The organism is Pseudomonas sp. AP3_22 TE3818, from assembly GCF_053628995.1.
Genome location: NZ_JBRJHL010000001.1, coordinates 3,717,849 through 3,743,703, shown reverse-complemented (window position 1 = coordinate 3,743,703; position 25,855 = coordinate 3,717,849). Strand labels below are relative to the sequence as shown.

Here is a 25,855-nt window from a genome sequence, read left to right as displayed (position 1 = left end):
CATTGTTTGCTGACCGATACAGGGCAAACAGGGAAGAGACATACTTGGGGTGGGCGTTGCTCGCACGGCCGTCTTCGCGGGCGTGCCCGCTCCCGCAGAGTTAGTGTCGTACACGGATTCTGTCGACGACGCTGACCCCGTGAGAGCAGGATTGCCCGTGAACGGGCATCCGGTTCAGCCCCGATCATTTCAACGCAGGATCCCCCATGTTCATTTTCTTCCAGCCCTGCAACAGCACCTGGGCCTTGGGCTCCTGGCCGTTGGCCAGGTAATACTGGATCAGCGAGAGGCGGGCATTGCGGTTGGCCGGTTGCTCTTTCAACAGCCGTTCCAGTTCTGCGCAGGCTTCGTCAATCTTGCCGCTGTCATGCAGGGCCACTGCCAGTACGTAGCCGAATTGCCCACTCTGCGGTTCCAGTTTCGCGGCCTGGCTCAGGTACGGCATGGCTTGAGCCGCCTGGCCGGTACGAATCAGCGCCAGGCCCTGGGTGTATTGCAGCAGGCCCGAGTCAGGATGGTCCTTGAGGCTTTGCGCCAGCAGGGCATGGCCTTCCTGGCTGCGACCGTTGGCCTCCAGCCATTGCACCAGGGTGACCAGCGCCGGGTAGAAGTCCGGATCGCGCTGCAGGGCCGTGCGCAGGAATCCTTCGACTTCGGCGTTGCGACCGCTGGCCTGATACAGCATCGCCAGGTTGAGGTTCGCTTCGGCGCGTTCGAGCAGATTTTTCTGCACCGCCTCGTATTCGGCGATGGCGGCATTCCAACTGTCCTGGGCCGTGCCCAGGCCGTTGCGCGCGACACTGAGCAGATCACGGGCGGCGGCGATGCGCACGGCTCTCACAGGGTCACTCAACAAGGGCGTCAGCAGTGGCGCACGTTCCGCTGGCGGCAGGAAGGCGCTGAGTGCGCGGATGGCGCTCTCACGGACTTGCGGCGCCGGGTTGTTCAGATCCCTGGTGGCCAGTTTCAACGCTTGCTCGCTCGGATACTGCGCCAATTCGCCAAGCAGCGTCGCGCGCTGGATCGCCGGCAGGTTGCTGCGTTGCAGTTGCTCGATCAAGGCCTGTGCGGCACCGGCCTGACCGTTGCGAATCAGCCACAGGCTTTCGTCGTAGCGAGGGGCTTGCACCGCACTGGCGTTGGCGGTGTTCCACAGCTTGAACTGCTCGGTGACCTTGTCGCCGGCCTTGCCCTGGTGGCAGGTCAGGCAAGCATCAGGCGTACCGAGTTTCTTTGCCCGCTCAGGGTTGGGGATGCTGAAGCTGTGGTCATGCCGCAAGTCATTGCCCATGTAGAACTTGCCGGGCATGTGGCAATCCACGCACTGCGAACCCGGTTGGCCCATGGTGTGGTGAGTGTGTTCGGTGGAGTCGTAGTTTTTCGCTTGCAGGCCCTTGCCGTCGATACCTTCCACGGTGGTTTTGCCGGCGGTGTTGTGGCATTGCAGGCAGACACCGTTGCCTGGCGCTTTCAATTGCGTGCTGTGCGGGTTGTGGCAGTTGCTGCAACGCACACCCTTGTCGAACATTTTGCTCTGGGCAAAGGAGCCGTGTTCGAACACTTCGTCCATGATCTTGCCGTCCAGCGCATACAGTTCGCGGGTCAGGACGCTCGGCAGGTAGTCATCCATCAGCCGCTTGCCGACCGTGTAGCCGTCATCCAGAGGCGCGCGACGCGAGTGGCAGCGGGCGCAGGTTTCGATTTCGACGGTGGCGTTCTTGTCCTTGAGGTCGACGGCAAATCCGGCACGGATCAGGTCGGTCTTCTTCGCCGTCCAGTCCAGGTGATTGGACGCCGGGCCATGACAGGCCTGACAGCCGACACCCAGGCTGTTCCAGTGGCTGTCGAAGGTGTTTTTTGGCGCATCGAAATTGCGCTTGAAGCCGGTGGTATGGCATTCGACGCACATGAAGTTGGCGTTCTGGCTCGGTTTGCTCCAGTGCAGCGGGTTCTTGAAGTTCACGCCCTGGCCCGGGTAGAGGTGAAACCAGCGGTGCTTTTCGGTATCCCAGGCAATCCCAAGGGCCTGCAACCGGCCTGCGCCGACCTCGATCAGGTACTGCTGCAAGGGGGCGATGCCAAAGGCATAGGCCACCTTGAAATCGGCATTCTTGCCATCGGTACCTGGCGTGTTGACCCAGAATTCGTCGCCTTTGCGCGAGAACACAGTGGTCTCTTTTTCGGCCTTGAAGGTGACGTTGTTGAAGTCGCCGAGCATCGTGTCGGCGTTGGCTTGCTGCATTGCCAACTGGTGGTGGGAGCCTTGCCAGTCCTTGACCTGCTCGCCGTGGCAACCCTGGCATTGCTGCTCGTCGACCATTTTCGCAGGCGCGATGGCGACGGGTTGCGGCTTGGCCGGTTGAACAGCAGGGGGGCTGACGGTGACCGGCTTGGGCGTCGTTGGTGTACTGCTCAGCAAAAACCAGCCAATACCCGCCACAGTCAGCAACAGGATGCCGATGGTGACGGGGAACAGATAACGGTTGATCAGGGTCGGTTGCGAATCAGGGTTTGGCTGTGCAGCTTTGTTTTTATATGTCGGCATTACGACTTCCATGGTCCAGGTGCGATTGCCGTCAGGCGCGCGTTGAAGCTTGATGCAGCTTTGCCGGATGGTCGGCGTCTGTCAAATAACGGATGCGGTGAAGCTGATGGCCCCTTCGTCGGAACGCCGCCCGGACCAAGCCCGCTCCCACACTGGATCTGTGAGCGCCACAAGTCCCCTGTGGGAGCGGGCTTGCCCGCGAAGGCGGCCGCCAAGGCGCTGCATCACTCCCCGACAAACCACCGGTAATACGGATTCCCGGAATCCCCGCGCATCACCTCACGCATATCCCTGGCCCAAGCGTCACGGTTTCCGTCATAGGCATGCAGGCTCGCCCGGTAGAACTGCATCAGACGTTGTTGCTGGGCGTTCATGCGCTCGATGAATCCGGCGTCGGCGTTCAGCAGTGCGGGCGGCTGATGCAAGTCGAGCAGGGCCGGCAGTACCCGTGTGATCTCCCTGGCTCGAACCCACGGCGCGTATTCGATGCGCGGCTGATCGTCCGTCACCGGTTGCGCTTGCCCAGCGAAGCGTTCCAGCCCCGTACGATCAGTCACCCAGGTGGCGAGCAATGCCGCGGCCGAGCCGATGCCGACATCCTGCAAGGTGCTGCGGACGCTGTCCTGCTGGAAGCGTTCGTTGATCTTCGCCGCATCCAGTTCAATCGGTTCCATTGAACCCACCAGCAGCATCTCGTGGAACTCGCTGGTCCACAGGGTCGCGTAGGGGAACACGTCGAGGAAGCTGCGTACCAGTGAGCGCGAGTCATCGATGTTCTGCGTCGGCAGCGGCAGCCATTGGGCGACCAGGCCCTGTTTCTGCAAACGGCTGGCGGCCAGTTGGTAGAAGTCCCGGGAATACAGGTTGACCACGCCGGCAGCGGAGGGCGGTGGCGGTTCAAGGGTGATCAGGTCGTAGCGCTGGGGATTGCGCAAGAGTTCCTGGCGACCGTCGCGCAAGCGCACATCGACACCCGGATCGGCCGCGGCATTGAAATTGCCCTTGAACAAGGGGGCCGCCTTGACCACCGAGGGCAGCAGTTCGGCGACCACGCGATGATCCAGGCCGGGGTAGCGGGTCAGGGCGCCGGCGGTGATGCCGGTGCCGAACCCGATCACCAGCGCCGAACGCGGTTCACCGTTGTGGATCAACAAGGGCAGCAGCGCCTGAATCCGCATGTAACGCAGGGACGGCATGGCGTCGCCGGTATTGGACACGCCCTGGATATACAAACGCTGGAACGCCCGTTCGCCCTTGCCCTGGGTGACCACGGCGACGGTCCCGCCACGGCCTTCTTCGTAGAACGTCAGCGTGCCATTGCGCGCGCCCGGCAGCAGGCTGGCGAGCTTGTTGACCGGCGTGAACACGGTCAGTGCCAGGGACACCAGGCCAATGGCAATCACCGCCTGGCGCCGGCCTTTCTTCACGCCATGGCCCTTGCGCACGGCGAGGTACGCGATACCGGCGGCGATCATCGCCAGCAGGCCCAGGGTCCGTACCAGACCCAGCATCGGGATCAGGACAAAGCCGCAGAGCATCACGCCGATGATCCCGCCGAGGGTATTGAACGCGACGACTTCGCCGACGTTGCGCCCCACCTGTGCGCCGCCGACGCTCAAGCGCAGGGCCAACGGGAACGCCGCGCCCAGCAACAGGGTCGGTACAAATACAATGCTCAAGGCAGCCACCGCAAACCGCGTGCTCATGCCCGCCAGTTCACTGCCGCCCCATGACAATACCCAGGATTCGGCCAGGGTCTGGGCGAGCACCAGCCATCGTCCGAGCAACGCCACTTCCAGCAAGGCAATCGCCCCGGCTGCGGCAATCAGCAAGCCGAATACCCCCCAGGGATCGCGCAGGCGATCGACCCGACGGGCCAGCAGCATGCTGCCCAGGAACAACCCGGTGAGGTAAGTCGCCAGCACCACGGCAAAGGCGTAGGTACGGGTGCTCATGAACTGCACGATCGATTGCGACCACACCACTTCGTAGCCCAGCGCCACACCACCGGCAATGGAGTACAGCCAAAGGGCCAGGCGGTCGGGGGCTTTTTGAAAGTGATGTTTCGCCACCGCATCAACGGGGGCCACGCGCCGGCGCTGGAACCACAGGGCTCCTGCGGCTGCCAGCAGGTTCAGCATGGCGGCGGCCAGCGCGCTGCCGCGCACGCCGAGGGTGGCAATCAGCACGAACGCGGCGAGCAGGGTGCCGGCGATGGCCCCGGCGGTGTTCGCCGCATACAGTTGCCCGCCGGCCTTGCCCAGGTGTTGCGGGTCAGTGGCCAGGGAGCGAACCAGCACCGGCAGGGTGCCGCCCATCAACAGCGCGGGAATACCCACCAGCGCGAACGGCAGTATCCAGGCCAGCAAGCCCACGTGCGCTTCCAGCCAGGCAAACGGGCTGGCCGCCAGGCTCATGGCGAAGGTCGCAGCGACACCCAGCAGCGCCACCAGCACTTCCAGCACGGCGTAGAGCACAACCGGTTGCCGCATCCGGTCCGCCCAGCGGCCGAACAGCAAGCCGCCCAAGGCCAGCCCGGCAAAGAATGCGCTGATCCCGGTGGTGATGGCATAGACCTCGACGCCCACGACCAACGACAGCTGCTTGATCCACAGCACCTGATACACCAGCGCCGCGGCGCCGGAGACAAACAGCAGCAGGGCGGGGATCAACAGCGCCGGGGAGGCGACTTGCGGGGCAGGTATGGCCGACGACTTGCTGGCGACACGTGAGGTCATGGATCTGTTGCCTTGTGCGAATTTCGAATTGGAAACCAAGCCCTGTAGGAGCTGGCTTGCCAGCGATGGCTGACGTCCAGCCACCCAAGAAGTTGCCTGAGCCATCGCCATCGCTGGCAAGCCAGCTCCTACAGTTGGAATGTGTTCGCATTCCGGAAAAAAGTCCGCTCGCCGGTGAGTGCGAGCGGCGGTCCAGCGGTCTTACTGTGCAGCCGGTGCAGCTTTCATTTTTTCAGCGATCTTGGCATCTACCGCAGCACGGATCTGGTCGATGCTGAAGCTGGCCGGTTTCTGGCTTGGTGGGTATTCGATGAACGTCTGCAGGAACCCGGCCGCTTTTTGTACGGCTTGGGCGGCGAGGTAGACGTTTTTGGTCTGCCAATCGTAATACTGATCGGAAACCACGTCGGCCCGTTCATACGGGTCCATCCTCAGGTTGAAGATTTTCGGTACGCGCAGGCACACGAACGGTTCGCTCCAGACTTTAAAGCCACCGGGCGCGCGTTGTTCGCAGAACACCACTTTCCAGTTACTGAAGCGCATGGAAACCAGCACGCCGTCGTCGTTGAAGTAGTAGAACTCCTTACGCTCGCCTTTAGGTTGCTGGCCGGTCAGGTAAGGCAGCTGGTTGAAACCGTCCAGGTGCACTTTGAAGTTGTTGCCACCCGAGGTTGGTGCCCAACCCTTGAGCAGCTTTTCCTTCACGTCGGTTTCGCCTGCGGCTGCCAGCAAGGTCGGGAACCAGTCCATGCCCGAGAACATTTCGTTGGAGACTTCACCGGCCTTGATCTTGCCCGGCCAGCGAATGATCGCCGGCACGCGGTAGGCGCCTTCCCAGTTGGAGTTCTTCTCGTTACGGAATGGCGTGGTCGCCGCGTCCGGCCAGGAGAACTGGTTCGGGCCGTTGTCGGTGGTGTAGACGACGATGGTGTTGTCGGCGATTTTCAGGTCGTCCAGGGTTTTCAGCAGTTTGCCGACGTCGCCGTCGTGTTCCAGCATGCCATCGGCGTATTCATTGCCGGGCATGCCGCTCTGGCCCTTCATCGAATCGCGTACGTGGGTGAACAGGTGCATGCGCGTGGTGTTCATCCAGACGAAGAACGGTTTGTCCGCCTTGGCCTGTTTCTCGATGAACGCTTGCGCCGCAGCGGTGGTTTCATCGTCGATGGTTTCCATGCGCTTGGTGGTCAGCGCGCCGGTGTCTTCGATCTTGCCGTCGGCGAAGCTGTGGATCACGCCACGCGGGGTGTTGGCCTTGACGAACTCGGCATCGTCTTTTGGCCAGTATGGACGCTCAGGCTCTTCTTCGGCGTTGAGGTGGTAAAGGTTGCCGAAGAACTCGTCGAAACCGTGATTGGTCGGCAGGAACTCGTCCTTGTCGCCCAAGTGGTTCTTGCCAAACTGGCCGGTGGCGTAGCCCTGGGACTTGAGGGCCTGGGCGATGGTGATGTCACGCTTTTGCAGGCCCACCGATGCGCCCGGGATGCCGACTTTCGACAGACCGGTACGCAAGGGCGTCTGGCCAGTGATGAACGATGAGCGGCCGGCGGTGCAGCTGTTCTCCGCGTAGTAGTCGGTGAACATCATGCCTTCTTTGGCAATGCGGTCGATGTTCGGCGTCTTGTAGCCAACCACGCCCATGGAATAGGCGCTGATGTTGGTCTGGCCGATATCGTCGCCGAAGATCACCAGAATGTTGGGTTTATCAGCGGCTCCGGCCGTTGCCGAAATCGCCATCACCGAGGCTGCCACCAGGGCGAGTTTCGGTAACCACTTACCTATGCGAGTCATCTGACTGGCTCCTTTTCACTGCGTCGCTGAATGCGACAAACGTTTATTGCGGTCCTGCGTTACGTCTTTTTATTGCACTTGCTCGGGTGTGGCGGCGTCGTACGGATAGATCCGGCGCCATTCGGACGCCATGTCGACGACTGTCCAGCCACGCTTGTTCGCTTCGTCCAGGGCCTTGTCCAGGCGACCGATCTGCGACTGTCGGTCATAGGCCCATTCACGCTTGGCGTCGGTGTGGTGCACCAATCCCATGAATCGTTTGCCGGGACCGGCGGCGGTCCACTGGAGCATTTGCAGGTCACCGTCGGAGTTGCCGAACGCGAGGATCGGACGACGACCGATCACCGCGTTGATGCTTTCCGGCTTGCCCGGGCCATCGTCGTTGTGGGCCAGTTTTGGCGTGCGCAGGATCGACGCCTTGCCGTCCTTGTACTGGAACGCGGTGACGAAGGTGGTGCCGATCACTTGCTCCGGTGGAATGCCGTAGACCTTCTCGGCAAAGGCGCGCATGAACCCGGTATCGCCACCGGAGACGATGTAGGTCTTGAAGTCGTTGCCGCGCAGGTAGTCGAGCATCTCCAGCATCGGCTGGAAGATCATTTCGGTGTACGGCTTGCCGGTTTTCGGATGCCTGGCCTGACTCAGCCAGGTCTTGGCGTAGTCATCGAACGCTTCGCTGGTCATGCCGGTGTGGGTCGCACCGAAGATCTTCAGGAGGCCTTCCATGCCGGTGGCGGCCAGTGCCTTGTGATCGTTGTCCAGCACGGCCTGGAACGGCTGGGTGGTTTTCCACTCGGGGTGCTGCGGCGCGGTGCGTTTGACTTCTTCGAGGGCGAACAGCAATTCGAAGTACATCGGCTGCTCGCTCCACAAGGTGCCGTCGTTATCGAACACGGCAATGCGGTCCTCGGGTTTGACGAAGTCCTTGCTGCTTTGATCGGTGACCGCCTGCACGAACTCGATGATCTGCTTTTTCGACGGCCCATCGTTCCACGAGGGCAGGAGTTCGGCTGCCTGGACCAGCAGCGGCAGGCTCAAGGCCAGGGTCAGCAGGAAGCTGAATACGCGAGGATGGCGTAACGATGTCGAGTTCGTCATGGGAAATCCTTCTCGTGATCGGGGTTGAGCGGATGAAGAGCAGAAGAGACTGACTCTCTGTTGCCCACGGCCTGACTATGCAGCGTAGACAAGGATTCCCTGATTTGGCGCAGGGCCTGCTCTTTGTCCGTTTCGCGGCCGTAACAGGCGCGCAGGAAGCTTTGCAGGCGCGGGCCGAGACCGGTCAATTTCAGGCCCCGGCGGCTGCGTCGGGTCCACAGGTACAGGGCGCTCAATTGCGTCGGTTTGCTCTCCAGTTGTGCCGGAATCTGCTGCCATGCGTATTCGGCGGACTCGAGCCAGGCGGCATGTCGGGCGCGGCGGCGGGCTTGCCACTTGAGGTGTGCGCGTTGTACGAGCGGGCGACTGAACCAGCCCAGGGCCACCACCGCCAACGCCAGTGCCAATAGTCCGAACCCGTGCCCGGAAAGGTGCAAACGATTGTGCTGACCGAGTTTTTTCAGGTCTTCGGTGATTGAAAACACCGGCTTGTAGGCGCTGTTGGCTGCGGCGTCGAAGGTCACGGCAGGCACCGTGGCCGTGCGGGTTTGCCGGCCGCTGGCATCCCACCATTTCAGTTCGATGGCTGGCAGGCTGTAGTGGCCTTCGGTGTCGATTCGATACGTCACGCTATCGATGCGCTGGCCGCCATTGAAGTGGCCGCGACCGTCATCCAGATTGCGGATTTGCGCTGCTTTCGGGTAACGGCTCAGGCCCTTGATGGCGTCCATAGTCGGTTTCGGTAGCGACATGGCCAGGGCACCGTCGGCCTGTAGCGTCAGTTCCCGGGTGATGCTGTCACCGACCTTCAGCGGCGTGGCCGAATGGATGGTCTGTTGGGAAAACCGCAGCCCTTGAGCCACCAGCTCCGCCTCCCCGGGCTGGAATCCCGGCGGCTGTGCGGCGTTGAAGTGCAATGGCTGACTTTGGGCGTTGAGTGCGTGGCTGGCCTGGCCCGGTGTGGCTTGCACCGTCAGTGCCGGAATGTCGAAGCCCTGAGCCAGGTTCGGGGTGATCAGGTAGCTGTAGCGCATGCCGCTGAAGGATTGGCCGTTGATCGTCTGGTTCAGGTGTTCGGCGTGGCCGTCCGGTGGCATCACCAGTGCACCGGGCAGTTTCAGGTCGGGCAGGGTGGGGGCGCTGGTGAACCAGGTGTCGGTGAAGACATCGAGCTGCAGTTCGACCAGGCCGCCGACCATGACGGGGGCGGCGGGGTGCAGGGTGGCCTGGACTTTCAGTTGAGGGTCGGCGGCGAATGTGTTGAGGCTGATCAGGCCGATGAGCAGGGCTCCGAAATTTGTGGTGAGTGGTCGGGCCCTTTCGCGGGCAAGCCCGCTCCCACAGGGGATCGGTGGCGCACACAAATCCAGTGTGGGAGCGGGCTTGCTCGCGAAGGCAGCGACTCGGTCTTGAAGGCAGCTCATGGCTTGGTCCCCGCCTGATCCTGCAGGCTGAACTTCTGCTTGAGAAACTTCGCCGGCGACGTGGTGAGGTTCTGCAACCATTGCTCATCCGAGGCCGCTTGTTGGGTTTCCATCTTTTTGCTTTGCCCTTTACCCGGCGCCTTGTCCATCTTGATTTCGTCGGGTTTGACCTCCGGCGTGTTTTTCTCGGCGCTTTCGGTATCTTTCTGCAAGGCAACGGCCAAGGCCAGGTTGGCCGTGGCTTCCGGGAACTGCGGTTGCAACTTCAGCGCCTGGTTGTAGGCAGCGATGGCCTGATCGAACTTGAACCGGCGCACGTAGATATTGCCCAGGTAAAAATAGGCCTGCGGTGTATCGAGCCGCGCGAAGCTGGCCAGTGCCAGGTCGAAATCAGCCGCGTTGTAGGCGGCCACGCCTTTCCAGTACGGATCGACGAACAGCGCCGCCGCCTGAGGGTAGTGCCGGTGTTCGAAGGCCCAGCGCCCTTGCTGGTCGCGGGTGAAAAAGGCATCGGTCAGTGCGTGGGCCTGTGCCGGCGCCGGTTGCAGGCCCAGGCTCACCGCCAGCAGCAGTCCCGCCATCCAGTTCACGCTCCAGCCCCTGCGTACGCTGAAGAAGGCGAGCAGCAACAGCGGCCAGCACAACCAGTAACCGGCGTCTTTCCAGTGCAATTCACGCTGTTCGTCGCTGGCTGACTGGTAGTGCTGCTCGGCGTGCAGTTCGATCCAGTCCAGATCGTCATCGGTGAGGGTCAGGCTGCCCAGCGGGGCATTCAACGTTGAGGCAAGCTGCTTGAGGGCGTCCGGGTCGAAGCTGCCGAGTTGCGGGCGACCATTGCTGTCGATGCGCGGCTGGCCGCTGGCATCGCGGATAATCCCGCCGTCGGTGCTGCCGGCGGCCAGAATCAGCACTTGCAACGCACTGCCAGCCAGTCGTTTATCCAGCCCGGCCAGTGCCGAGGTGTCGGCGCCATCGGTGATCAGCAGCAGGGTACCGGGTGTTTTCTCGGCGGTGAGCAGGCGTTTGGCCTGATCGATGACCGCACCGACATCTTTCCCCGGTTTGTTGATCAGGTCGGTGCTCAGAGCCTGAATGAAGGTATCGAGCAGGGCCGGGTCATCGGTGGCGGGCAACACCAGATGCGCGCTGCCGGCATAGGCAATCAAGGCGTTGCGCGAATCGGCGCGGCGCTGGATCAGGTCGTGGAGCTTGTGTTTGACCGCTTCCAGGCGACTGGGTGGAACGTCGCTGGCGTCCATCGACGGCGACAGGTCGACGGCGATGATCAGCGGCGCGCGGTTTTCCAGAAAGTCCGGGCGATCCTGTTCCCAGGTTGGTCCGGCGGCGGCGAGGGCGCCCAGTACCAACAGCGCACACAATAGATGCACCGGGCGCAGGCGGTGCCGGTCTTGCGGGGTGATGAGCAGATGCGGCAGCAGGTGCGCCGCGATGTTGCTGCGCAAGCGCCGTTGTAAATCCTGGCTATGTCGCCACAGCACTGGCAGCAGTGCGCCGAACACGGCGAGCAGCAGCCACCCAGGGCGCAGGAAATGGAAGTCGCCGAGGTTGATGTCCATCTCAGGCCTCCTGCCGTTGACGGGCGAACATCAGCCGTGCAAGCAGCAGGGCGCCCAAGTGATACATCGCCAGCAGAGCAATGGCTGCGCCCAGCGGCCACCAGAACAGATCGCGTTTGGGCTGATGGCTAAGGGTTTTCACCTGATGTGGGGTGAGTTTGTCGAGGGTGCTGTAGACCTGATCCAGGGCGTTGCGGTCTTCGGCGCGGAAGTAGCGTCCGCCGGTGGCCTGGGCGATGTCCTGCAAACCTTGCAGGTTGACCTTGGCTTCGCCTTCGGCGTTCGGGTCGCCGATGCCGATGGTGTGAATCACCACACCTTTGGCGGCAGCCATGGCGGCCGCGTGATCCGGAGTGATGGCGCTGCTGGTGTCGTTGCCGTCGGTGAGCAGAATCAGCACTTTTTCCTGCTCGTGGGCCTGCTCCAGCAGTTTCAGGCTCAGGCCGATGGCGTCGCCGATGGCGGTGTTGGGGCCGGCCATGCCGATGCCGGTGTCATCCAGCAGCAGTGACAGGCTGGCGTGATCGAGGGTCAAGGGTGCCTGCGGATAGGCGCCGGTGCCGAACACGATCAGTCCGATTCGATCGTCCTTGCGCTTGTCGATGAACCCGTGCACTACGTCCTTGACCGCGGCCAGGCGGTTGATTTTCTGACCGTTGGCGTCGGTGAAGTCGGTGGTTTCCATCGACTGGGAAATGTCGATGGCCAGCATCAGGTCACGCACCGGCTGCTGGCGCTCGATGGGCTTTTCCACCCACACCGGCCGGCTCGCCGCCACCAGCAACAGTGTCCAGACCAGCAGGTTCAGGAGCAACTGCCAGCCGTTGCTGCGGGTGCCGGCCTGGCTGGGTGCCTGGCCGACAGCACGGCTCATGGCGCCGAAAAACGGTACGCGCACGGCACTGCGCGCCTCGCGGTAATCGGGCAGGTAGCGATAACCCAACCATGGCAATGGCAGCAGGATCAGCAGCCAGGGGTAATCAAGCTGCCACATGATGACGCTCCACCCAGGTTTTGCAGGTGCTGAACAACAGTTGGCGCTGCTCGTTGGGCATGGCGCGCAATGTTGCGTCAGGCGCGTAGGCCAGCAGCGACAGTTGTTGGCTGAAGTCAGCGGGTAGCGTTTGTTTACTGTGCCGCTGCAAAAATGCCTGCCAGTCCTCTTTGCCCAACGCCGCAGGCCCTTGTAGGAGCTGGCTTGCCAGCGATGGCGCCGGGTCAGCCGACTTCGATGTTGAATGTGAAGGACTTATCGCTGGCAAGCCAGCTCCTACAGGGTGTGGGGTGCGATGGGGGGAGGGCATCGAGAGGGCCACGCGTTTGAGCAGTTCCGGAAGTTCGCGCAACGCATTCAGGTCATTGCTGCGTTGCTGCAACTCCGCCAGCCGTGCCAGCGCCTCGCGCCGATAGCGGTCGCGCCGCCATTGCCGGTAACGTCGGGCACTGGCCAGCAACAGGCTGAGCACCAACAATGTCAGCAACGCCCACCAACCCCACGTCTGCGGCGCATAGCTGACCGGTACCGGCAGGGCCATTTCCTTGAGTTGGTCGATGCTCGGGATAGCGGAGCTCATCGGCGTCTCCCGGCGAGCTTGCCCAGTTCGGCACGCAGTTGTTCGTGGGCTTCGGTGGCGGTGCTGAACATCATCAAAGGCACCTGGCTACGGCGCAGCAAGGTCGCGACGTCCTTGAGCCGACCGCTGAGAAAGTCCCCCAAGGGCTGATGCACCTGTTGCCGATCCACTGCCAATTCCACCTGCAATTGCCCCTGAGTGATCAGCACTCGGCCGTTTTTCGGCAGGTTCAGCGCCAGCGGGTCATAGACCTGCATGGCGATCACATCGTTATGGGCCGCCAGTTGCCGCAGGAGCTGCAAGGTGCGTTCGCCGGCCCCGGCAAAATCACTGACGATGCAGATCAGGTGATCGTGACCGGCCACGGCCAGGCAATGCTGCAGGACCTTGTCGAGCTGGTCTGCGCCCTCGGCATCCGGGTTGCCCGCATTGAGTGCCTGGTTTTGTTGGGCAATGCGACTGCACAGCGCCTCGACGCGTTTGCGGCTGCGCAGCGGGGCGATGCTGTCGATGCGTTGATCGTTGAATACCAGCCCACCAACGCGGTCGCCGGCGTTGAACACCATCCACGCCGCCAGGGCGCCAAGCTCGGCGGCGATGGCGGATTTGAAGCTGCGTTGCGAACCAAAGAACATCGACATGCGCTGGTCGACGAGGATCAGCGCCGGGCGGTCGCGCTCTTCAGTGAATGTGCGTACCACCGGTTTGCCGGTGCGCAGGGAGGCGCGCCAGTCGAGATGACGCAAATCGTCCCCCGGCTGATAACGGCGCAGCTCATCGAAGTTCAGGCCACGGCCTCGCAAGCGTGAAGCGTGATTGCCCGCGAGGATGCTGCCTTGAGGTTGGCGAGCGACAAAACTCAGGTCACGGGCCTTGAACTCCAGGGTCATCAACTGCGCCAGAGAGACATACACCAGGCCGTCGACGCTGTTCATGGGCATCAGGCCGGGATCGCCACTTTATCGAGCAGACGGTCGAGCACCTGGTCGGCGCTCACGCCATCGGCCACCGCGTCGTAGCTCAGTTGCAGCCGATGGCGCAGCACCGGGTGCACCACGGCGCGTACGTTGTCCGGAGACACGAAATCCTGGCCCTGCAACCAGGCGTCGGCCCGGGCACAACGGTCCAGGCCGATACCGCCGCGAGGGCTGGCGCCGATGCTGATCCAGCGCCCGAGATCGGCGTCGTAATCGGCCGGATGGCGCGTGGCATTGATCAGGTCGATCAGGTAACGGTCGATGGCCGGGGACACGTGCACCGCACTGACTTCCCGGCGCGCGGCAAAGATCACGTCCTGGGCCAGGGCGAACCCCTGCACCGCAGCCGTTTTGGCGCCGAGCGCCTGTTCTTCTTCGCGCAGCAGGCGCAGCACCTGGCTTTCGTTTTCCGCGCTCGGGTAATCGAGCAGCACCTTCATCAGGAAGCGGTCCATCTGCGCTTCCGGCAGCGGGTACGTGCCTTCCTGTTCGATCGGGTTCTGGGTCGCCACCACGATGAACAGTTCCGGCAGGGCATGGCTGTTGCCGGCCACGGTGATCTGGCGTTCTTCCATGGCTTCGAGCAACGCGGCCTGGACCTTGGCCGGCGCACGGTTGATTTCGTCGGCCAGGATCAGGTTGCCGAACAGCGGGCCGGGCTGGAAGCGGATTTCGTTCTTGCCTTCGACCTGATGCAGCACCTCGGCGCCGGTGATGTCCGACGGCAGCAAGTCCGGGGTGAACTGGATGCGACTCATCTTCGCGTCCAGGTGTTTGGCCAGTGCTTTCACCGTGCGGGTCTTGGCCAGGCCAGGCAGGCTTTCCAGCAGCAGGTGACCGTTGGCCAGCAGGCCGACGAGGATTTGCCTGATCACCTGGTCCTGACCGAGTACCGCTTCGGCGATGCTGGCTTGCAGGGCGTTGAGGTCGTTGAGTGCGGTCATGAAAGGTTCCTGCAAAAGGTCGAACGGGTGCTGATGGCCATCCCTGGCTACCTCTTAGAAAAATGCCAGGGTCAGGTTGACGCTGATGCCATTGCCTTCGGGCCGGTTCTTGGTGTCGAACTCCGGCACCCAACGGGCACTGATGTTGGCCTGGGCGTCGGCGAACTTGCCGCTCCAGCCTACCGTGGGGCCCGCGCCCACCGATCGCCCGCGAAAACCGCTGGTTGCGCCGGATCCGGAGTCATCGGTGACCTGCTGGATATAGCCTGCCACCAAGCCGGCGTTCCAGCCGTTGCCAAAGCCGTGGGTCCACAGGGCGTCGAGGGTGAAAATGTTGCCGTTTTGATAATCCGTGGCGTCGTTCTCGGTGTAGAACTCCAGGCCGCTCGACAACGTGAACTCGCCGCCCTTGCCGTCCAGATGGGTGAACGCCACGGTCGGCATGAAGGTGTAAGTGTTCTGCCCGGGGTTGGCCAGTCGATCGTCGTTGTAGGCACCGGTCGGCACGTAGATCGGCAGCGAGAAGGCGATGTGGTTGAGTTCGTCGAAGTGATAGCCGGCGGCAATCGGTGTCACCAGCATGTCGGCGAACTGGGTGCCGGTGTCCTCGGTGCCCAGGGTCCTGCCGCGAGGGCCGGTGATGCTCGCGGTAATGTCGGTGTACTGCACCGGTACCCCGATGGCCGAGGCGTAGTTCCAGCGGCCCTTGCCCGTGTCCCAGACGTGAGTGAAGTTGGCCATGGTGTAAGACACTTTCATGTCCAGCCCGGTACTCAGCGCTCCCACGATCGGCACCTGGGTGTTGCCCTTGAGATCGCCGTCGTACCAGATGCTGGTCAGGGACATGACCCAACCCGGCTCCGGGGGCACGATCCCGGCATCGGAAAACACTTGTTGCCCGGTGATCGGGCGACCGACACCCCCTTCGGCCGCCATGACCCATGGACTGAGGCTGACCATGCACAGCGCCAACAAGGGGCGCACTACCAAAGGCCTGATCATGAACGACTCCGCTTATTGTTGTGTGGTGGCTGGCGTCAGCAGCGGCAGTTTCCACTGGCCGTTGTTGACTTCCGGTTTGGGCAGGTACAGGCGCAGCACGCCGTAGAACGGACCATTCGGAGCCGGCAGCCAGTTGCTTTGCAAAGCTTTGGCCGGTGCCTTGTGTTGCAGATAAAGGGTCAGGCCGCCATCGGCATCGAGCTTGAGGTCGGGCAACATCCGCGAATTGATCAAGTAGCGATTGAGCGGGTTGGCCACCAGCAGTTTGTTTTTGCCGTCGTACATGGTCAGGGACCAGAACGCATCGACCGGGGGCAGGGCGTCCTTGTCAAAATGCAGGGTGTAGTCGGTTTTCGACGCGTCGACCGGCTTTGCGTCCTTGTCGACAAAATAGCCGAAGTAGTTCGCCTCTTCGGCAGAGTTGCCGAAAATCCCCATGTTGGCGCCTGCATAGCGGTACAGGTAGTTGCCCTTGAGGTGGTCGCGACTGCCGAACAGGTCACCGCTGCTGATCTCATGGGTGTCGACTTTGGTTTTCTTGAATTCGGCGAACTCGGCCCTGGCGTCACTGATGCCGTCTTCCAGTGCCTTGCGTTGTTCGGCGCTGAGATCACTGAGCTTGAAGGGTTTACCAGCCTCGACGCCGATTTTTGCGAAGCGCGCCAGCAGGTCTTTTTCCACGTCCTGGGCCGGGGTGAATGCCAGCATGAAATTCAGGTAGCGAAACAGGTCCGGGGTCTCGCTCATGGTTGGCGTCGGTTTCGGCCAGTCGATTTTCGGTGCGGCAGCCGGCGCCTTCTGTTTGACGTAGTGACTCAGGGGTTCGACCTTGTAGCCTTTCTGGATCTGCTTGACCTTGGCCAGGTCTTTTTCATCGAACAATTGCGTGCGGTACAGCGCGTAAGCGATGTTGCTTTCACTGCGGACCATGCGGTCGATGTCGACCGGTTGCTGACCCTGCCAGGTCGGGCCGGCAATCATGTAGTGCCCCCCGTTGTTGCCCGTGCTGCGAGTACCCAGATAGCCAAAGTTCTGGGTGTAGGCGTCGATCAGTTGCACCGAGTAATAACGGTGTTCTTCGATGGGCGGCAGGGTCAGCACCAACGGCTCGGCGCGCAAATCCATCCAGACAAAGGAGTAGGGTGTGTCGGAATTCGGGGTGACGAACGCCGTGTCCTTCGCGGTAAACGCCTTGGCGGTATTGCCGATCTGGTTGAACGGTGCCTTGAAATTCGGGCTCTTCCTGTCCACGGCCTGGGTGTAGAGGGTCTTGTACATCTCCACCACCGGGAAGCCGTACAGATAGGCCTCTTTGGCAATGGCCCGGGCTTCGTCCGGGGTGGCGGTGAAGTCGGCCCAGGCGTTGGTGCTCAGAGCCAGTGCAAGGCCGGTGAATACGATGCGGTCGTTCATAGTGCTTCCTGTCTCGGTGTTCATTGCACAGCCGTGATGTCGTCGAGTTTCCAGCTCTTGTCGAAATACGCCTCGGTCGGGGCGTACAGGCGGAAGTAGCTGAACCAGTGCTTGCCCGGCAGGGTTTGCACCCAGTTGTCTTCAAAGCCTTGCGGCGCTGTCGGGCCGAAGTAAAGATCCACCGAACCATCGGGGTTTTTCTTCAGGTTCTGCCGGGACGACAGGTCGGCCTTGCGCTGCGGGTTGTCGATCAGGCAACGGCTGTCGATGTCGTACACGGTCATCGACCAGAACTGCTTGGCCGGAGGGTTGGCGCCGACATGCAGGCGATAGTGCTTGCTGCCGTCGAGCCAGTTACCCTGGTTGTCGGTGTAGGCGCCAAGGTAGGTCTGGCCCAGCCCCGGGGTTTTCGAGACCATGCCTTTGGTGTTGGTCACCGCCTCGTAGAACCAGGCACTGCGCTCCCACAGCTGGTCGTAATAGGCGACACGCTGGGACGGCTCGGCGATGTTCAGCACGGTGTCCCATTGGCGATCCGGCCAGTACTGGGCATCGGGGAAACGCTTGGCGAAGGTGTTGGCCTTGGCGATCAGTTCGCCGACCTGCGCACCCTGTTCCAGGGCAGCGCGTTGCTTGTCGTCGGGATTGAACGGCTTGTCCTTCTCGATGCCCAGGCTGGCCAGCATGGCCATGTAGAAACGGTCACGTTCGTTGACCGGCTCCTTCTGAATGATCTGGTGCAAGCGCTCCCAATACGCCAGGCCTCGAGGCTGGGTACCGGACCAGGCTTTGCCGCCGGGGGACAACAACCTGGTCCTGGACGGTTCTGCACGCTTGGCATACGGGTACATCTTGAATTGCTCGACCAGCGCCTTGCCCTTGGCCGGGTCTGGATCGAGTACGCGGAAACCGACCAGCACGTTCATGGTTTCCGATTTGGCCAGATAATACTTGCCGGCATCGGCCGGTGGCTCGGCACCCGGTGGCAGCACCAGGTATTTGCCTCCCTTGCCTTTGTCCGGGCCTGTCTGGCCCATGTCGATGATCGCCCGCTGCCAGAAATCGCCCACGCCACCGGCGGTCGGGCCCGGTGGCAACTCAATCACCAGTGGCCCGGTTTCATTGAGGTCGACAAAGCCAAGGATGTAAGGCGTGGTGGCGTTGGCCGTGATCACTCCGAGCTTGTCTTCGTAGCTGTTGAGCACCATCAGGTCGCCGCTGTGGGCACCCAGTTTGTCGCGAAACTCTTCTTGCCATTGGGCGTAGGACACCAGCGGCAACGCCCACAGATAACTTTGGGTGGCCTGCTGGAAATCCAGTTCGGCGTAAAGCCTGGCGATCGATTCGTGGGCCGGCAGTTCGCCTTGCATGGCAATTTTGCCGATACGTGTATCGACATCCTGGGCGCCCACACCACAACTGACGAACATTGTCATCAGGCTAAAACCGGCTGCGCGAAGTGCACCGTGCATACAAAAGTCCTTATTTACCGAAGGTGACATTGATCCCGGCGAACAGTGTGAATTGCGGCAAGCCATCGCCTTTTCGGTCAACGGTCCACTGTGGCTCGATAAAGGCATTGAGGATATTGGACCCGGACTTCCAGGCTTTGCCGCCACCCAAACCGAGTGGGATGTAGTGAGTGTTGTTCTTCAGGTCGAACGTCCAGATGCCGGTCGAACGCAGGTACCAGCCTTTTTCCAGGTTGTGGATGATGAACGGCTGGAAGGTGGCGGACTCGACGTGAGGGCGGTCCGAGATCGGTGCTGTAGCCGCTTGGCCGTCTCGGCGTGTGCACAAAAAACAGGCGACAGCGAAGTCACCCAGACGAAGGCGTACTTCCCCAATTGCTTTGACATCATTCCCCCGGTTCCCTGGTGGCTGGCTGATCGGGCCTGCGGCCCCTTATGTTCAGCCGCAACTTCGTAATCCCTTTCCGATCAAGCCTGTAGGACTTATCGGATGAAGTTAGCAGTTAACCACGGGTAATCCAGTCCAATGGATTAATTCTTTCGTTTTGTGTATGGATTCTCGTTGTTTTTGTGTACTAAAAAGTTAATACGGATCAAGGGTTTGCCTAAGCAAGTTAAGTGGCTATCTAGTTCAATGTGGGAGCGGGCTTGCTCGCGAAGGCGGCGTCATATCCAACACAATTGTTGGCTGATCTACCGCTATCGTCGGAGCGCCGCCCGGAGCAAGCCCGCTCCCAGAGGAAACTGAGGAAAAGGTCGAATCAGTCAGTTCTTCTTGGCCTGCTCCCAAACCCGCTGTTCCTGCTCCCGCAGTTCCGGCGTGAACTCGGCGCCAAAATCTTCGGCTTCAAACACCTGGCGAATCTCGATCTCGGCCTCGGTGCCCGGCATCGGGTTGGGGCAGCGCTTGACCCATTCGATGGCCTCTTCCCTGGACTTCACTTTCCACAACCAGAAACCGGCAATCAGTTCCTTGGTTTCGATGAAGGGGCCGTCGATCACCGTGCGTTTTTCACCTGAAAATTTTACACGAGCGCCCTTGCTGCTCGGGTGCAGGCCTTCGCCCGCGAGTATGATGCCGGCCTTGACCAGTTCTTCGTTGTAGTTGCCCATGGCGGTCAGCAGTTCCTGGCTGGGCATGACGCCGGCTTCGGAATCCTGGCTGGCCTTGATGATGATCATGAATCGCATGGTGATGTCTCCGTTGTAATTGAATGACTCGCTCAATGGTCGAATGGCTGCGGTGCAAATCGACAGCACGCTGAACAAAATTGTCGTAGGTACCACCTTGGCAGATTTATTTTCGACTTCCATTTCACTACACGGTATTTCTGGCCCATCCGTTTACTGACCAAAGGAATGTGTCCCCTATGCCAACCTTGCAGCTCACCACGCTCATTCCCGGTCGTACACCCGAAGACGTCCTCGACTTTTGCCTGGAAGGCATCAACTTCCCGAAAATTTTCCCTGAACGCATCACACCGCTGGGCGATGTCGACCTGAGTCTTTTGCGGATTGAAGCCGGGCGGCAATTTCGCTTTCGCCACTGGATGTTCAACGTGATTCCAATGAACTGGACGGTGGTGATCCGTGAAGTCGGCAAAATGCATTTCATCGACGAGATGCTCAAGGGACCGATGCGTGCCTTTCGTCACGAACATCGGGTCGCAGCAGGCGAGAGCGGTACGCTATATACCGACCGGGTCACCTACTCGTCGTTGGGGGGTGCTCCCCTGGAGTGGTTGCTGGTCAATGGCTACCTGCGGCGGATTTTCGAGGCGCGGCACCGCAATATGCTGGAGTTACTCAAGTAACACCGCTGTCCCTGTGGGAGCGGGCTTGCTCCGGGCGGCGCTCCGACGAAAGCGATCTGTCAGTCACTGCAATGCTGAATGTGCTGCCGTTTTCGCGGGCAAGCCCGCTCCCACAGGGTCTTGTAGTGAGTGAGAACGCGCTTGTATCCAGTTTTGTGCCCTGTTACATGACAATTTATGTTCGACCATAGGTCGCAAGACAATTTCGTGGTTAACTTCGGCCTCGTCAAAATTCTCCACCACAACGTTCAGAAGGACTCCGTTCATGGCTCAAGTCACTCTTAAAGGCAACCCGGTTCAAGTCAACGGCCAACTGCCACAAGCCGGTTCCAAGGCGCCAGCCTTTTCCCTGGTTGCCGGCAATCTGTCCGACGTCACCCTCAAAGACTTTGCCGGCAAGCGCAAAGTGCTGAACATCTTCCCAAGCGTTGACACTCCGACCTGCGCTACCTCGGTGCGCCAGTTCAACGCCAAGGCCGGTAGCGTCGACAACACTGTCGTGCTGTGCATCTCCGCAGACCTGCCGTTCGCCCAGGCCCGCTTCTGCGGCGCTGAAGGCCTGGAAAACGTACAGAACCTGTCGACCCTGCGTGGTGCCGAGTTCATCCAGAACTACGGCGTGGCCATCGCTGACGGTCCGCTGAAAGGCCTGACCGCCCGTGCCGTGGTCGTGCTGGACGAAAACGACAATGTGCTGCACAGCGAGCTGGTTGGCGAAATCGCTGACGAGCCGAACTACGAAGCGGCACTTGCTGTTCTGAAATAAGCGTACCTTTACAATGTTTAACGGCCTGGCCCTGTCCAGGCCGTTTTCATTTGTGCTTCAGTGTCTTACACAAAACTCCTGTTACGTAAGCCGAAAGTAAATTGCCGGTAAAGGCGCTTTGCTTAAAACCCGCCAGTGCTTATCGTTCAGCCTCATGTAAAAAAGCCCACGCGCCCAATGGTTGATCACTCAATGCAATCCTCCGCTTCCCGTAGTCCCCGTCGCTGGCTGTTCGGCCTGCTTGTCCTGTTGGTCATCGCCGCCCTGTGCTGGAAATTCTGGCCGGGCAGCGCTGCACCCAAAGAGGCGGCGGGGCAGAAAGCCGTTGCCGGGCATACCGGTCGATCGGGGGGCATGCGTCCGGGGTTCGGCGGTGCGTCAGGGCCGGTGCCGGTGCGCGTGGCTCCGGCCGTCACCGGTGACTTCCCGCTGTATTTCAAGGCGCTGGGCACGGTCACGGCGCTGAACACCATCAACGTCCGCAGCCGTGTCGGCGGTGAGCTGGTCAAGATCTATTTCGAAGAAGGGCAGATGGTCAAGGCCGGCGACTTGCTGGCCGAAATCGACCCGCGCCCTTACCAGAACGCCTTGCTTCAGGCCGAAGGCACTTTGCTGCAGAATCAGGCGCAACTGAAAAACGCCCAGGTCGATGTCGAGCGCTATCGCGGTCTGTACCGCGAAGACAGTATTGCCAAGCAGACCCTGGACACCGCCGAAGCGCTGGTCGGTCAGTTCCAGGGCACGGTCAAGACCAATCAGGCAGCGGTCAACGATGCCAAGCTCAACCTTGAATTCACCCGGATCCGCGCACCCATCACCGGTCGCGTGGGTCTGCGTCAACTGGACGTCGGCAACCTGGTAGCGGCCAATGACACAACCGCCTTGGCGATCATCACCCAGACCCAACCGATCAGCGTGGCCTTCACCCTCCCGGAAAACAGCCTCGACACCGTGCTTGCCCGTTATCGCAGCGGTGCCCAATTGCCGGCTGAGGCCTGGGATCGCGGCGATACCAAATTGCAGGCCACTGGCGTGCTGCAGAGCCTGGACAACCAGATCGACGTCACCACCGGCACCCTGAAATTCAAGGCCCGTTACGAGAACCGCGATCAGTCGCTGTTTCCCAACCAGTTCGTCAATGTGCGCCTGCTGGCCGATACCCTCAAAAACGTGGTGCTCGCACCGTCCGCCGCGATCCAGTTCGGCACCAACGGCACGTTCGCGTATGTGCTGGACGGTGACAAGAAGGTCAGGATCCGTCAGTTGAAAGTCGGCGCCAGTGACGGCCTGAACACCGTCGTCACCGAAGGCCTGTCCGCGGGCGACCGGGTCGTACTGGAAGGCACTGACCGCCTGAAGGACGGCAGCGACGTGGAGGTGGTCAACGACAGCCAGGACGTGCCGAGCACGCCAACCGAACACCTGCAAGGCAAGTCGGCGGTCAACGCGGCTGAGCCCGCGACCACCGACAAGGCGAAAAAGGGCGGCGCATGAATCTCTCGCGGCTGTTCATCCTTCGCCCGGTAGCCACCACGCTGAGCATGCTGGCGATTATCCTGGCCGGCGTGATTGCCTATCGGTTGCTGCCGGTGTCGGCGCTGCCTCAGGTCGATTACCCGACCATTCGCGTCATGACCCTGTACCCCGGCGCCAGTCCGGATGTCATGACCAGCGCGGTGACCGCGCCGCTTGAACGACAGTTCGGCCAGATGCCCGGCCTGACACAAATGGCGTCCACCAGTTCCGGCGGGGCGTCGGTACTGACGTTGCGGTTCAGCCTCGACATCAACATGGACGTGGCCGAGCAACAGGTACAGGCGGCGATCAACGCCGCGACCAACCTGCTGCCCAAGGACCTGCCGGCACCGCCGGTGTACAACAAGGTCAACCCGGCTGACACGCCGGTGCTGACCCTGGCCATCACCTCCAGGACCATGCTGCTGCCCAAGCTCAACGATCTGGTCGATACGCGCATGGCGCAGAAAATCGCCCAGATCAGCGGCGTCGGCATGGTCAGCATCGCCGGTGGTCAACGCCAGGCCGTGCGGATTAAGGTCAACCCGGAGGCCCTGGCGGCCAACGGCTTGAACCTGTCGGACGTGCGCACCCTGATCGGCGCCTCCAACGTCAACCAGCCCAAGGGCAACTTCGACGGCCCGACCCGGGTCTCGATGCTCGATGCCAACGATCAGCTGACCTCGCCCAAGGACTACGCCAACCTGATCCTGGCCTATGCCAACGGCGCGCCGCTGCGGCTTAAGGACGTGGCGGAAATCGTCGACGGCGCCGAGAACGAACGCCTCGCGGCATGGGCCAACGAGAACCAGGCCGTACTGCTCAACATCCAGCGTCAGCCCGGCGCCAACGTGATCGAGGTAGTGGACCGGATCAAGGCCTTGCTGCCGAGCATCACCGACAACCTGCCGGCCGGCCTCGACGTGGTGGTGCTGACCGACCGCACCCAGACCATCCGCGCCTCGGTCAAGGACGTGCAGCACGAATTGCTGATCGCCATCGCCCTGGTGGTCATGGTCACCTTCCTGTTCCTGCGTCGCGCCAGCGCCACGATCATTCCGTCGGTGGCCGTGCCGCTGTCGCTGATCGGCACGTTCGGCGTGATGTACCTGGCCGGGTTCTCGGTCAACAACCTGACCCTGATGGCCCTGACCATCGCCACCGGTTTCGTGGTGGACGATGCGATCGTCATGCTGGAGAACATTGCGCGCTTCATCGAGGAGGGCGACAGCCCGCTGAACGCGGCGCTCAAGGGCGCCAAACAGATCGGTTTCACCCTGATTTCCCTGACGTTGTCGCTGATCGCCGTGCTGATCCCGCTGCTGTTCATGGCGGACGTGGTCGGACGGTTGTTCCGCGAGTTCGCCATCACACTCGCGGTGGCGATCCTGATTTCCCTGGTGGTTTCCCTGACGCTGACGCCGATGATGTGCGCGCGACTGCTCAAGCGCGAACCCAAGGAAGCCGAGCAGGGGCGTTTCTATCGCGCCAGCGGTGCGTTTATCGACTGGATGATCGCCGCTTATGGACGCAAGTTGCAGTGGGTGCTCAAGCACCAGCCCCTGACCTTGATGGTGGCCATCGGCACTCTGGCGCTGACGGTATTCCTGTACATGGTGGTGCCCAAAGGCTTCTTCCCGGTGCAGGACACCGGGGTTATCCAGGGTATTTCCGAAGCGCCGCAATCGATTTCCTTCGCCGCCATGAGCGAGCGTCAGCAGGAGCTGGCCAAGGTGATTCTGGCCGACCCGGCGGTCGAGAGCCTGTCCTCCTACATCGGCGTGGACGGCGACAACTCGACCCTCAACAGCGGCCGTTTGCTGATCAACCTCAAGTCGCACCACGACCGTGACCTGAGTGCAACGCAAGTGATTGCCCGCCTGCAACCGGAGCTGGACAAGCTGGTCGGTATCCGCCTGTTCATGCAGCCGGTGCAGGACCTGACCATCGAGGACCGGGTCAGCCGCACGCAGTACCAGTTCAGCATGTCGTCACCGGACTCGGAGTTGCTGAGCCTGTGGAGCAGGCGCCTGGTCGAAGCCTTGGCCGACCGCCCGGAATTGACCGACGTGGCCAGCGATCTGCAGGACAAGGGCTTGCAGGTCTATCTGGTGATCGACCGCGATGCGGCGTCGCGGGTCGGGGTGTCGGTGTCGAACATCACCGATGCGCTGTACGATGCCTTCGGCCAGCGGCAGATTTCCACGATCTACACCCAGGCGAGCCAGTACCGCGTGGTCTTGCAATCGCAGTCCGGCGAGAAGATCGGCCCGGATGCGTTGAACCAGATTCACGTCAAGACCACCGATGGCGGCCAGGTGCGCCTGTCCAGCCTAGCGCACATTGAGGAGCGTCAGGCGCAACTGGCGATCACCCACATCGGCCAGTTCCCGGCGGTGATGATGTCCTTCAACCTTGCGCCCGGCGTGGCGCTGGGGCATGCGGTCGAGATCATCGAGCAGGTGCAGAAGGACATCGGCATGCCGATTGGCGTGCAGACCCAGTTCCAGGGCGCGGCAGAGGCGTTCCAGGCTTCGTTGTCGAGCACCTTGCTGCTGATCCTGGCGGCGGTGGTGACCATGTACATCGTCCTGGGCGTGCTCTACGAGAGCTACATCCACCCGATCACCATTCTCTCGACCTTGCCGTCGGCGGCGGTGGGCGCCTTGCTGGCATTGATCCTGAGCGGCAACGACCTGGGCATGATCGCGATCATCGGCATCATCCTGCTGATCGGCATCGTCAAGAAGAACGCGATCATGATGATCGACTTCGCCCTCGACGCCGAACGCAACCAGGGCATGGACCCGCAAACGGCGATCTATCAGGCCGCCTTGCTGCGTTTCCGGCCGATCCTGATGACGACCCTGGCCGCGCTCTTCGGTGCCGTGCCGTTGATGCTGGCCACCGGTTCCGGCGCGGAACTGCGCCAGCCGCTGGGGTTGGTGATGGTCGGCGGCCTGTTGCTGAGCCAGGTTTTGACCCTGTTCACTACGCCTGTGATCTACCTGTATTTCGATCGGTTGGGACGCCGCTTTGGCAAGACCGACGCTCAGGAGACGGCGGTATGACGGCCTGCATCACCTGTGGGAGCGGGCTTGCTCGCGAAGGCGCCGGGTCAGTCGCCAGGGATGTTGAATGCAAGGTCCTCTTCGCGAGCAAGCCCGCTCCCACAGGGGGGCTGCAGGGCTTGTGGATTGGTGCC

At 61.6% G+C, this 25,855-nt stretch carries 18 protein-coding genes and 1 pseudogene; 4 read left to right on the top strand and 15 right to left on the bottom strand.

What is annotated here, in order from left to right; translation table 11 throughout:
* Positions 1-184 precede the first annotated feature (184 nt).
* The 15 genes and pseudogenes from AB7M25_RS16820 to AB7M25_RS16750 form a co-directional block, all read right to left on the bottom strand.
* Positions 185-2,545: a tetratricopeptide repeat protein gene (locus AB7M25_RS16820; protein ID WP_454237672.1), complete on the bottom strand. Its 2,361-nt coding sequence runs from the start codon at positions 2,543-2,545 to the stop codon at positions 185-187.
* A 224-nt stretch (positions 2,546-2,769) separates the two neighbouring features.
* The gene (locus AB7M25_RS16815) at positions 2,770-5,283 is read right to left on the bottom strand and encodes a fused MFS/spermidine synthase (protein ID WP_454237671.1); all 2,514 of its coding nucleotides are present in this window, start codon (positions 5,281-5,283) and stop codon (positions 2,770-2,772) included.
* A 201-nt stretch (positions 5,284-5,484) separates the two neighbouring features.
* A complete protein-coding gene (locus AB7M25_RS16810; protein ID WP_429393686.1) occupies positions 5,485-7,074 on the bottom strand; it encodes an arylsulfatase in 1,590 nt (529 codons plus the stop codon).
* A gap of 69 nt (positions 7,075-7,143) precedes the next feature.
* Positions 7,144-8,172, bottom strand: a complete 1,029-nt coding sequence (locus tag AB7M25_RS16805; RefSeq protein ID WP_429517392.1) for an HAD family hydrolase — start codon at positions 8,170-8,172, stop codon at positions 7,144-7,146.
* Positions 8,169-9,596, bottom strand: a complete 1,428-nt coding sequence (locus AB7M25_RS16800) for a hypothetical protein (protein ID WP_454237670.1) — start codon at positions 9,594-9,596, stop codon at positions 8,169-8,171. Before AB7M25_RS16800 ends, AB7M25_RS16805 begins: the two co-directional genes overlap by 4 nt.
* Positions 9,593-11,173 (bottom strand): VWA domain-containing protein, encoded by a 1,581-nt coding sequence (locus AB7M25_RS16795; protein ID WP_429382240.1) that lies wholly within the window; start codon positions 11,171-11,173, stop codon positions 9,593-9,595. The genes AB7M25_RS16800 and AB7M25_RS16795 overlap by 4 nt, the downstream gene beginning before the upstream one ends.
* 1 nt (position 11,174) lies before the next feature.
* Positions 11,175-12,167 (bottom strand): vWA domain-containing protein, encoded by a 993-nt coding sequence (locus tag AB7M25_RS16790; protein ID WP_429517386.1) that lies wholly within the window; start codon positions 12,165-12,167, stop codon positions 11,175-11,177.
* Complete coding sequence (locus AB7M25_RS16785; protein ID WP_429382244.1) at positions 12,154-12,747, bottom strand: DUF4381 domain-containing protein; 594 nt, start codon at positions 12,745-12,747, stop codon at positions 12,154-12,156. The genes AB7M25_RS16790 and AB7M25_RS16785 overlap by 14 nt, the downstream gene beginning before the upstream one ends.
* Positions 12,744-13,688, bottom strand: coding sequence for a DUF58 domain-containing protein (locus tag AB7M25_RS16780; protein ID WP_454237669.1), 945 nt, complete (start codon positions 13,686-13,688; stop codon positions 12,744-12,746). Before AB7M25_RS16780 ends, AB7M25_RS16785 begins: the two co-directional genes overlap by 4 nt.
* The gene (locus AB7M25_RS16775; protein ID WP_102673574.1) at positions 13,688-14,668 is read right to left on the bottom strand and encodes an AAA family ATPase; all 981 of its coding nucleotides are present in this window, start codon (positions 14,666-14,668) and stop codon (positions 13,688-13,690) included. The genes AB7M25_RS16780 and AB7M25_RS16775 overlap by 1 nt, the downstream gene beginning before the upstream one ends.
* Before the next feature lie 54 nt (positions 14,669-14,722).
* Complete coding sequence (locus AB7M25_RS16770) at positions 14,723-15,670, bottom strand: SphA family protein (protein WP_429382248.1); 948 nt, start codon at positions 15,668-15,670, stop codon at positions 14,723-14,725.
* 12 nt (positions 15,671-15,682) lie between these two features.
* The gene (locus tag AB7M25_RS16765; protein WP_429517383.1) at positions 15,683-17,083 is read right to left on the bottom strand and encodes a DUF1254 domain-containing protein; all 1,401 of its coding nucleotides are present in this window, start codon (positions 17,081-17,083) and stop codon (positions 15,683-15,685) included.
* 20 nt (positions 17,084-17,103) lie between these two features.
* Positions 17,104-18,555, bottom strand: coding sequence for a DUF1254 domain-containing protein (locus tag AB7M25_RS16760; RefSeq protein WP_429517382.1), 1,452 nt, complete (start codon positions 18,553-18,555; stop codon positions 17,104-17,106).
* Positions 18,556-18,565: 10 nt separating this feature from the next.
* Positions 18,566-18,844 (bottom strand): annotated as a pseudogene (locus AB7M25_RS16755) (hypothetical protein); the annotation flags it as partial.
* A gap of 476 nt (positions 18,845-19,320) precedes the next feature.
* Positions 19,321-19,746, bottom strand: a complete 426-nt coding sequence (locus AB7M25_RS16750; RefSeq protein ID WP_429517381.1) for a YciI family protein — start codon at positions 19,744-19,746, stop codon at positions 19,321-19,323.
* A 179-nt stretch (positions 19,747-19,925) separates the two neighbouring features.
* On the opposite strand from AB7M25_RS16750, the gene AB7M25_RS16745 reads away from it, so the two are divergent.
* The 4 genes from AB7M25_RS16745 to AB7M25_RS16730 all read left to right on the top strand — a co-directional run bounded on the left by AB7M25_RS16745 (position 19,926) and on the right by AB7M25_RS16730 (position 25,721).
* The gene (locus AB7M25_RS16745; protein ID WP_429382256.1) at positions 19,926-20,369 is read left to right on the top strand and encodes an SRPBCC family protein; all 444 of its coding nucleotides are present in this window, start codon (positions 19,926-19,928) and stop codon (positions 20,367-20,369) included.
* Positions 20,370-20,634: 265 nt separating this feature from the next.
* Positions 20,635-21,135 carry a thiol peroxidase gene (gene tpx / locus AB7M25_RS16740; RefSeq protein ID WP_102700029.1) on the top strand — a complete coding sequence of 167 codons (501 nt, stop codon included), beginning with the start codon at positions 20,635-20,637 and terminating at the stop codon, positions 21,133-21,135.
* A 177-nt stretch (positions 21,136-21,312) separates the two neighbouring features.
* Positions 21,313-22,629: an MdtA/MuxA family multidrug efflux RND transporter periplasmic adaptor subunit gene (locus tag AB7M25_RS16735; protein ID WP_429517380.1), complete on the top strand. Its 1,317-nt coding sequence runs from the start codon at positions 21,313-21,315 to the stop codon at positions 22,627-22,629.
* Entirely contained in the window at positions 22,626-25,721 is a 3,096-nt protein-coding gene (locus AB7M25_RS16730; RefSeq protein ID WP_429560816.1) for an MdtB/MuxB family multidrug efflux RND transporter permease subunit, read from the top strand. Before AB7M25_RS16735 ends, AB7M25_RS16730 begins: the two co-directional genes overlap by 4 nt.
* Positions 25,722-25,855 lie beyond the last annotated feature (134 nt).

Excerpts from the sequence above, each read along its gene's own strand:
- AB7M25_RS16820 (WP_454237672.1), bottom strand. The coding sequence starts at position 2,545 with ATGCCGACATATAAAAACAAAGCTGCACAGCCAAACCCTGATTCGCAA.
- AB7M25_RS16815 (WP_454237671.1), bottom strand. The coding sequence starts at position 5,283 with ATGACCTCACGTGTCGCCAGCAAGTCGTCGGCCATACCTGCCCCGCAA.
- AB7M25_RS16810 (WP_429393686.1), bottom strand. The coding sequence starts at position 7,074 with ATGACTCGCATAGGTAAGTGGTTACCGAAACTCGCCCTGGTGGCAGCC.
- AB7M25_RS16805 (WP_429517392.1), bottom strand. The coding sequence starts at position 8,172 with ATGACGAACTCGACATCGTTACGCCATCCTCGCGTATTCAGCTTCCTG.
- AB7M25_RS16800 (WP_454237670.1), bottom strand. The coding sequence starts at position 9,596 with ATGAGCTGCCTTCAAGACCGAGTCGCTGCCTTCGCGAGCAAGCCCGCT.
- AB7M25_RS16795 (WP_429382240.1), bottom strand. The coding sequence starts at position 11,173 with ATGGACATCAACCTCGGCGACTTCCATTTCCTGCGCCCTGGGTGGCTG.
- AB7M25_RS16790 (WP_429517386.1), bottom strand. The coding sequence starts at position 12,167 with ATGTGGCAGCTTGATTACCCCTGGCTGCTGATCCTGCTGCCATTGCCA.
- AB7M25_RS16785 (WP_429382244.1), bottom strand. The coding sequence starts at position 12,747 with ATGAGCTCCGCTATCCCGAGCATCGACCAACTCAAGGAAATGGCCCTG.
- AB7M25_RS16780 (WP_454237669.1), bottom strand. The coding sequence starts at position 13,688 with ATGCCCATGAACAGCGTCGACGGCCTGGTGTATGTCTCTCTGGCGCAG.
- AB7M25_RS16775 (WP_102673574.1), bottom strand. The coding sequence starts at position 14,668 with ATGACCGCACTCAACGACCTCAACGCCCTGCAAGCCAGCATCGCCGAA.
- AB7M25_RS16770 (WP_429382248.1), bottom strand. The coding sequence starts at position 15,670 with ATGATCAGGCCTTTGGTAGTGCGCCCCTTGTTGGCGCTGTGCATGGTC.
- AB7M25_RS16765 (WP_429517383.1), bottom strand. The coding sequence starts at position 17,083 with ATGAACGACCGCATCGTATTCACCGGCCTTGCACTGGCTCTGAGCACC.
- AB7M25_RS16760 (WP_429517382.1), bottom strand. The coding sequence starts at position 18,555 with ATGCACGGTGCACTTCGCGCAGCCGGTTTTAGCCTGATGACAATGTTC.
- AB7M25_RS16750 (WP_429517381.1), bottom strand. The coding sequence starts at position 19,746 with ATGCGATTCATGATCATCATCAAGGCCAGCCAGGATTCCGAAGCCGGC.
- AB7M25_RS16745 (WP_429382256.1), top strand. The coding sequence starts at position 19,926 with ATGCCAACCTTGCAGCTCACCACGCTCATTCCCGGTCGTACACCCGAA.
- tpx (WP_102700029.1), top strand. The coding sequence starts at position 20,635 with ATGGCTCAAGTCACTCTTAAAGGCAACCCGGTTCAAGTCAACGGCCAA.
- AB7M25_RS16735 (WP_429517380.1), top strand. The coding sequence starts at position 21,313 with ATGGTTGATCACTCAATGCAATCCTCCGCTTCCCGTAGTCCCCGTCGC.
- AB7M25_RS16730 (WP_429560816.1), top strand. The coding sequence starts at position 22,626 with ATGAATCTCTCGCGGCTGTTCATCCTTCGCCCGGTAGCCACCACGCTG.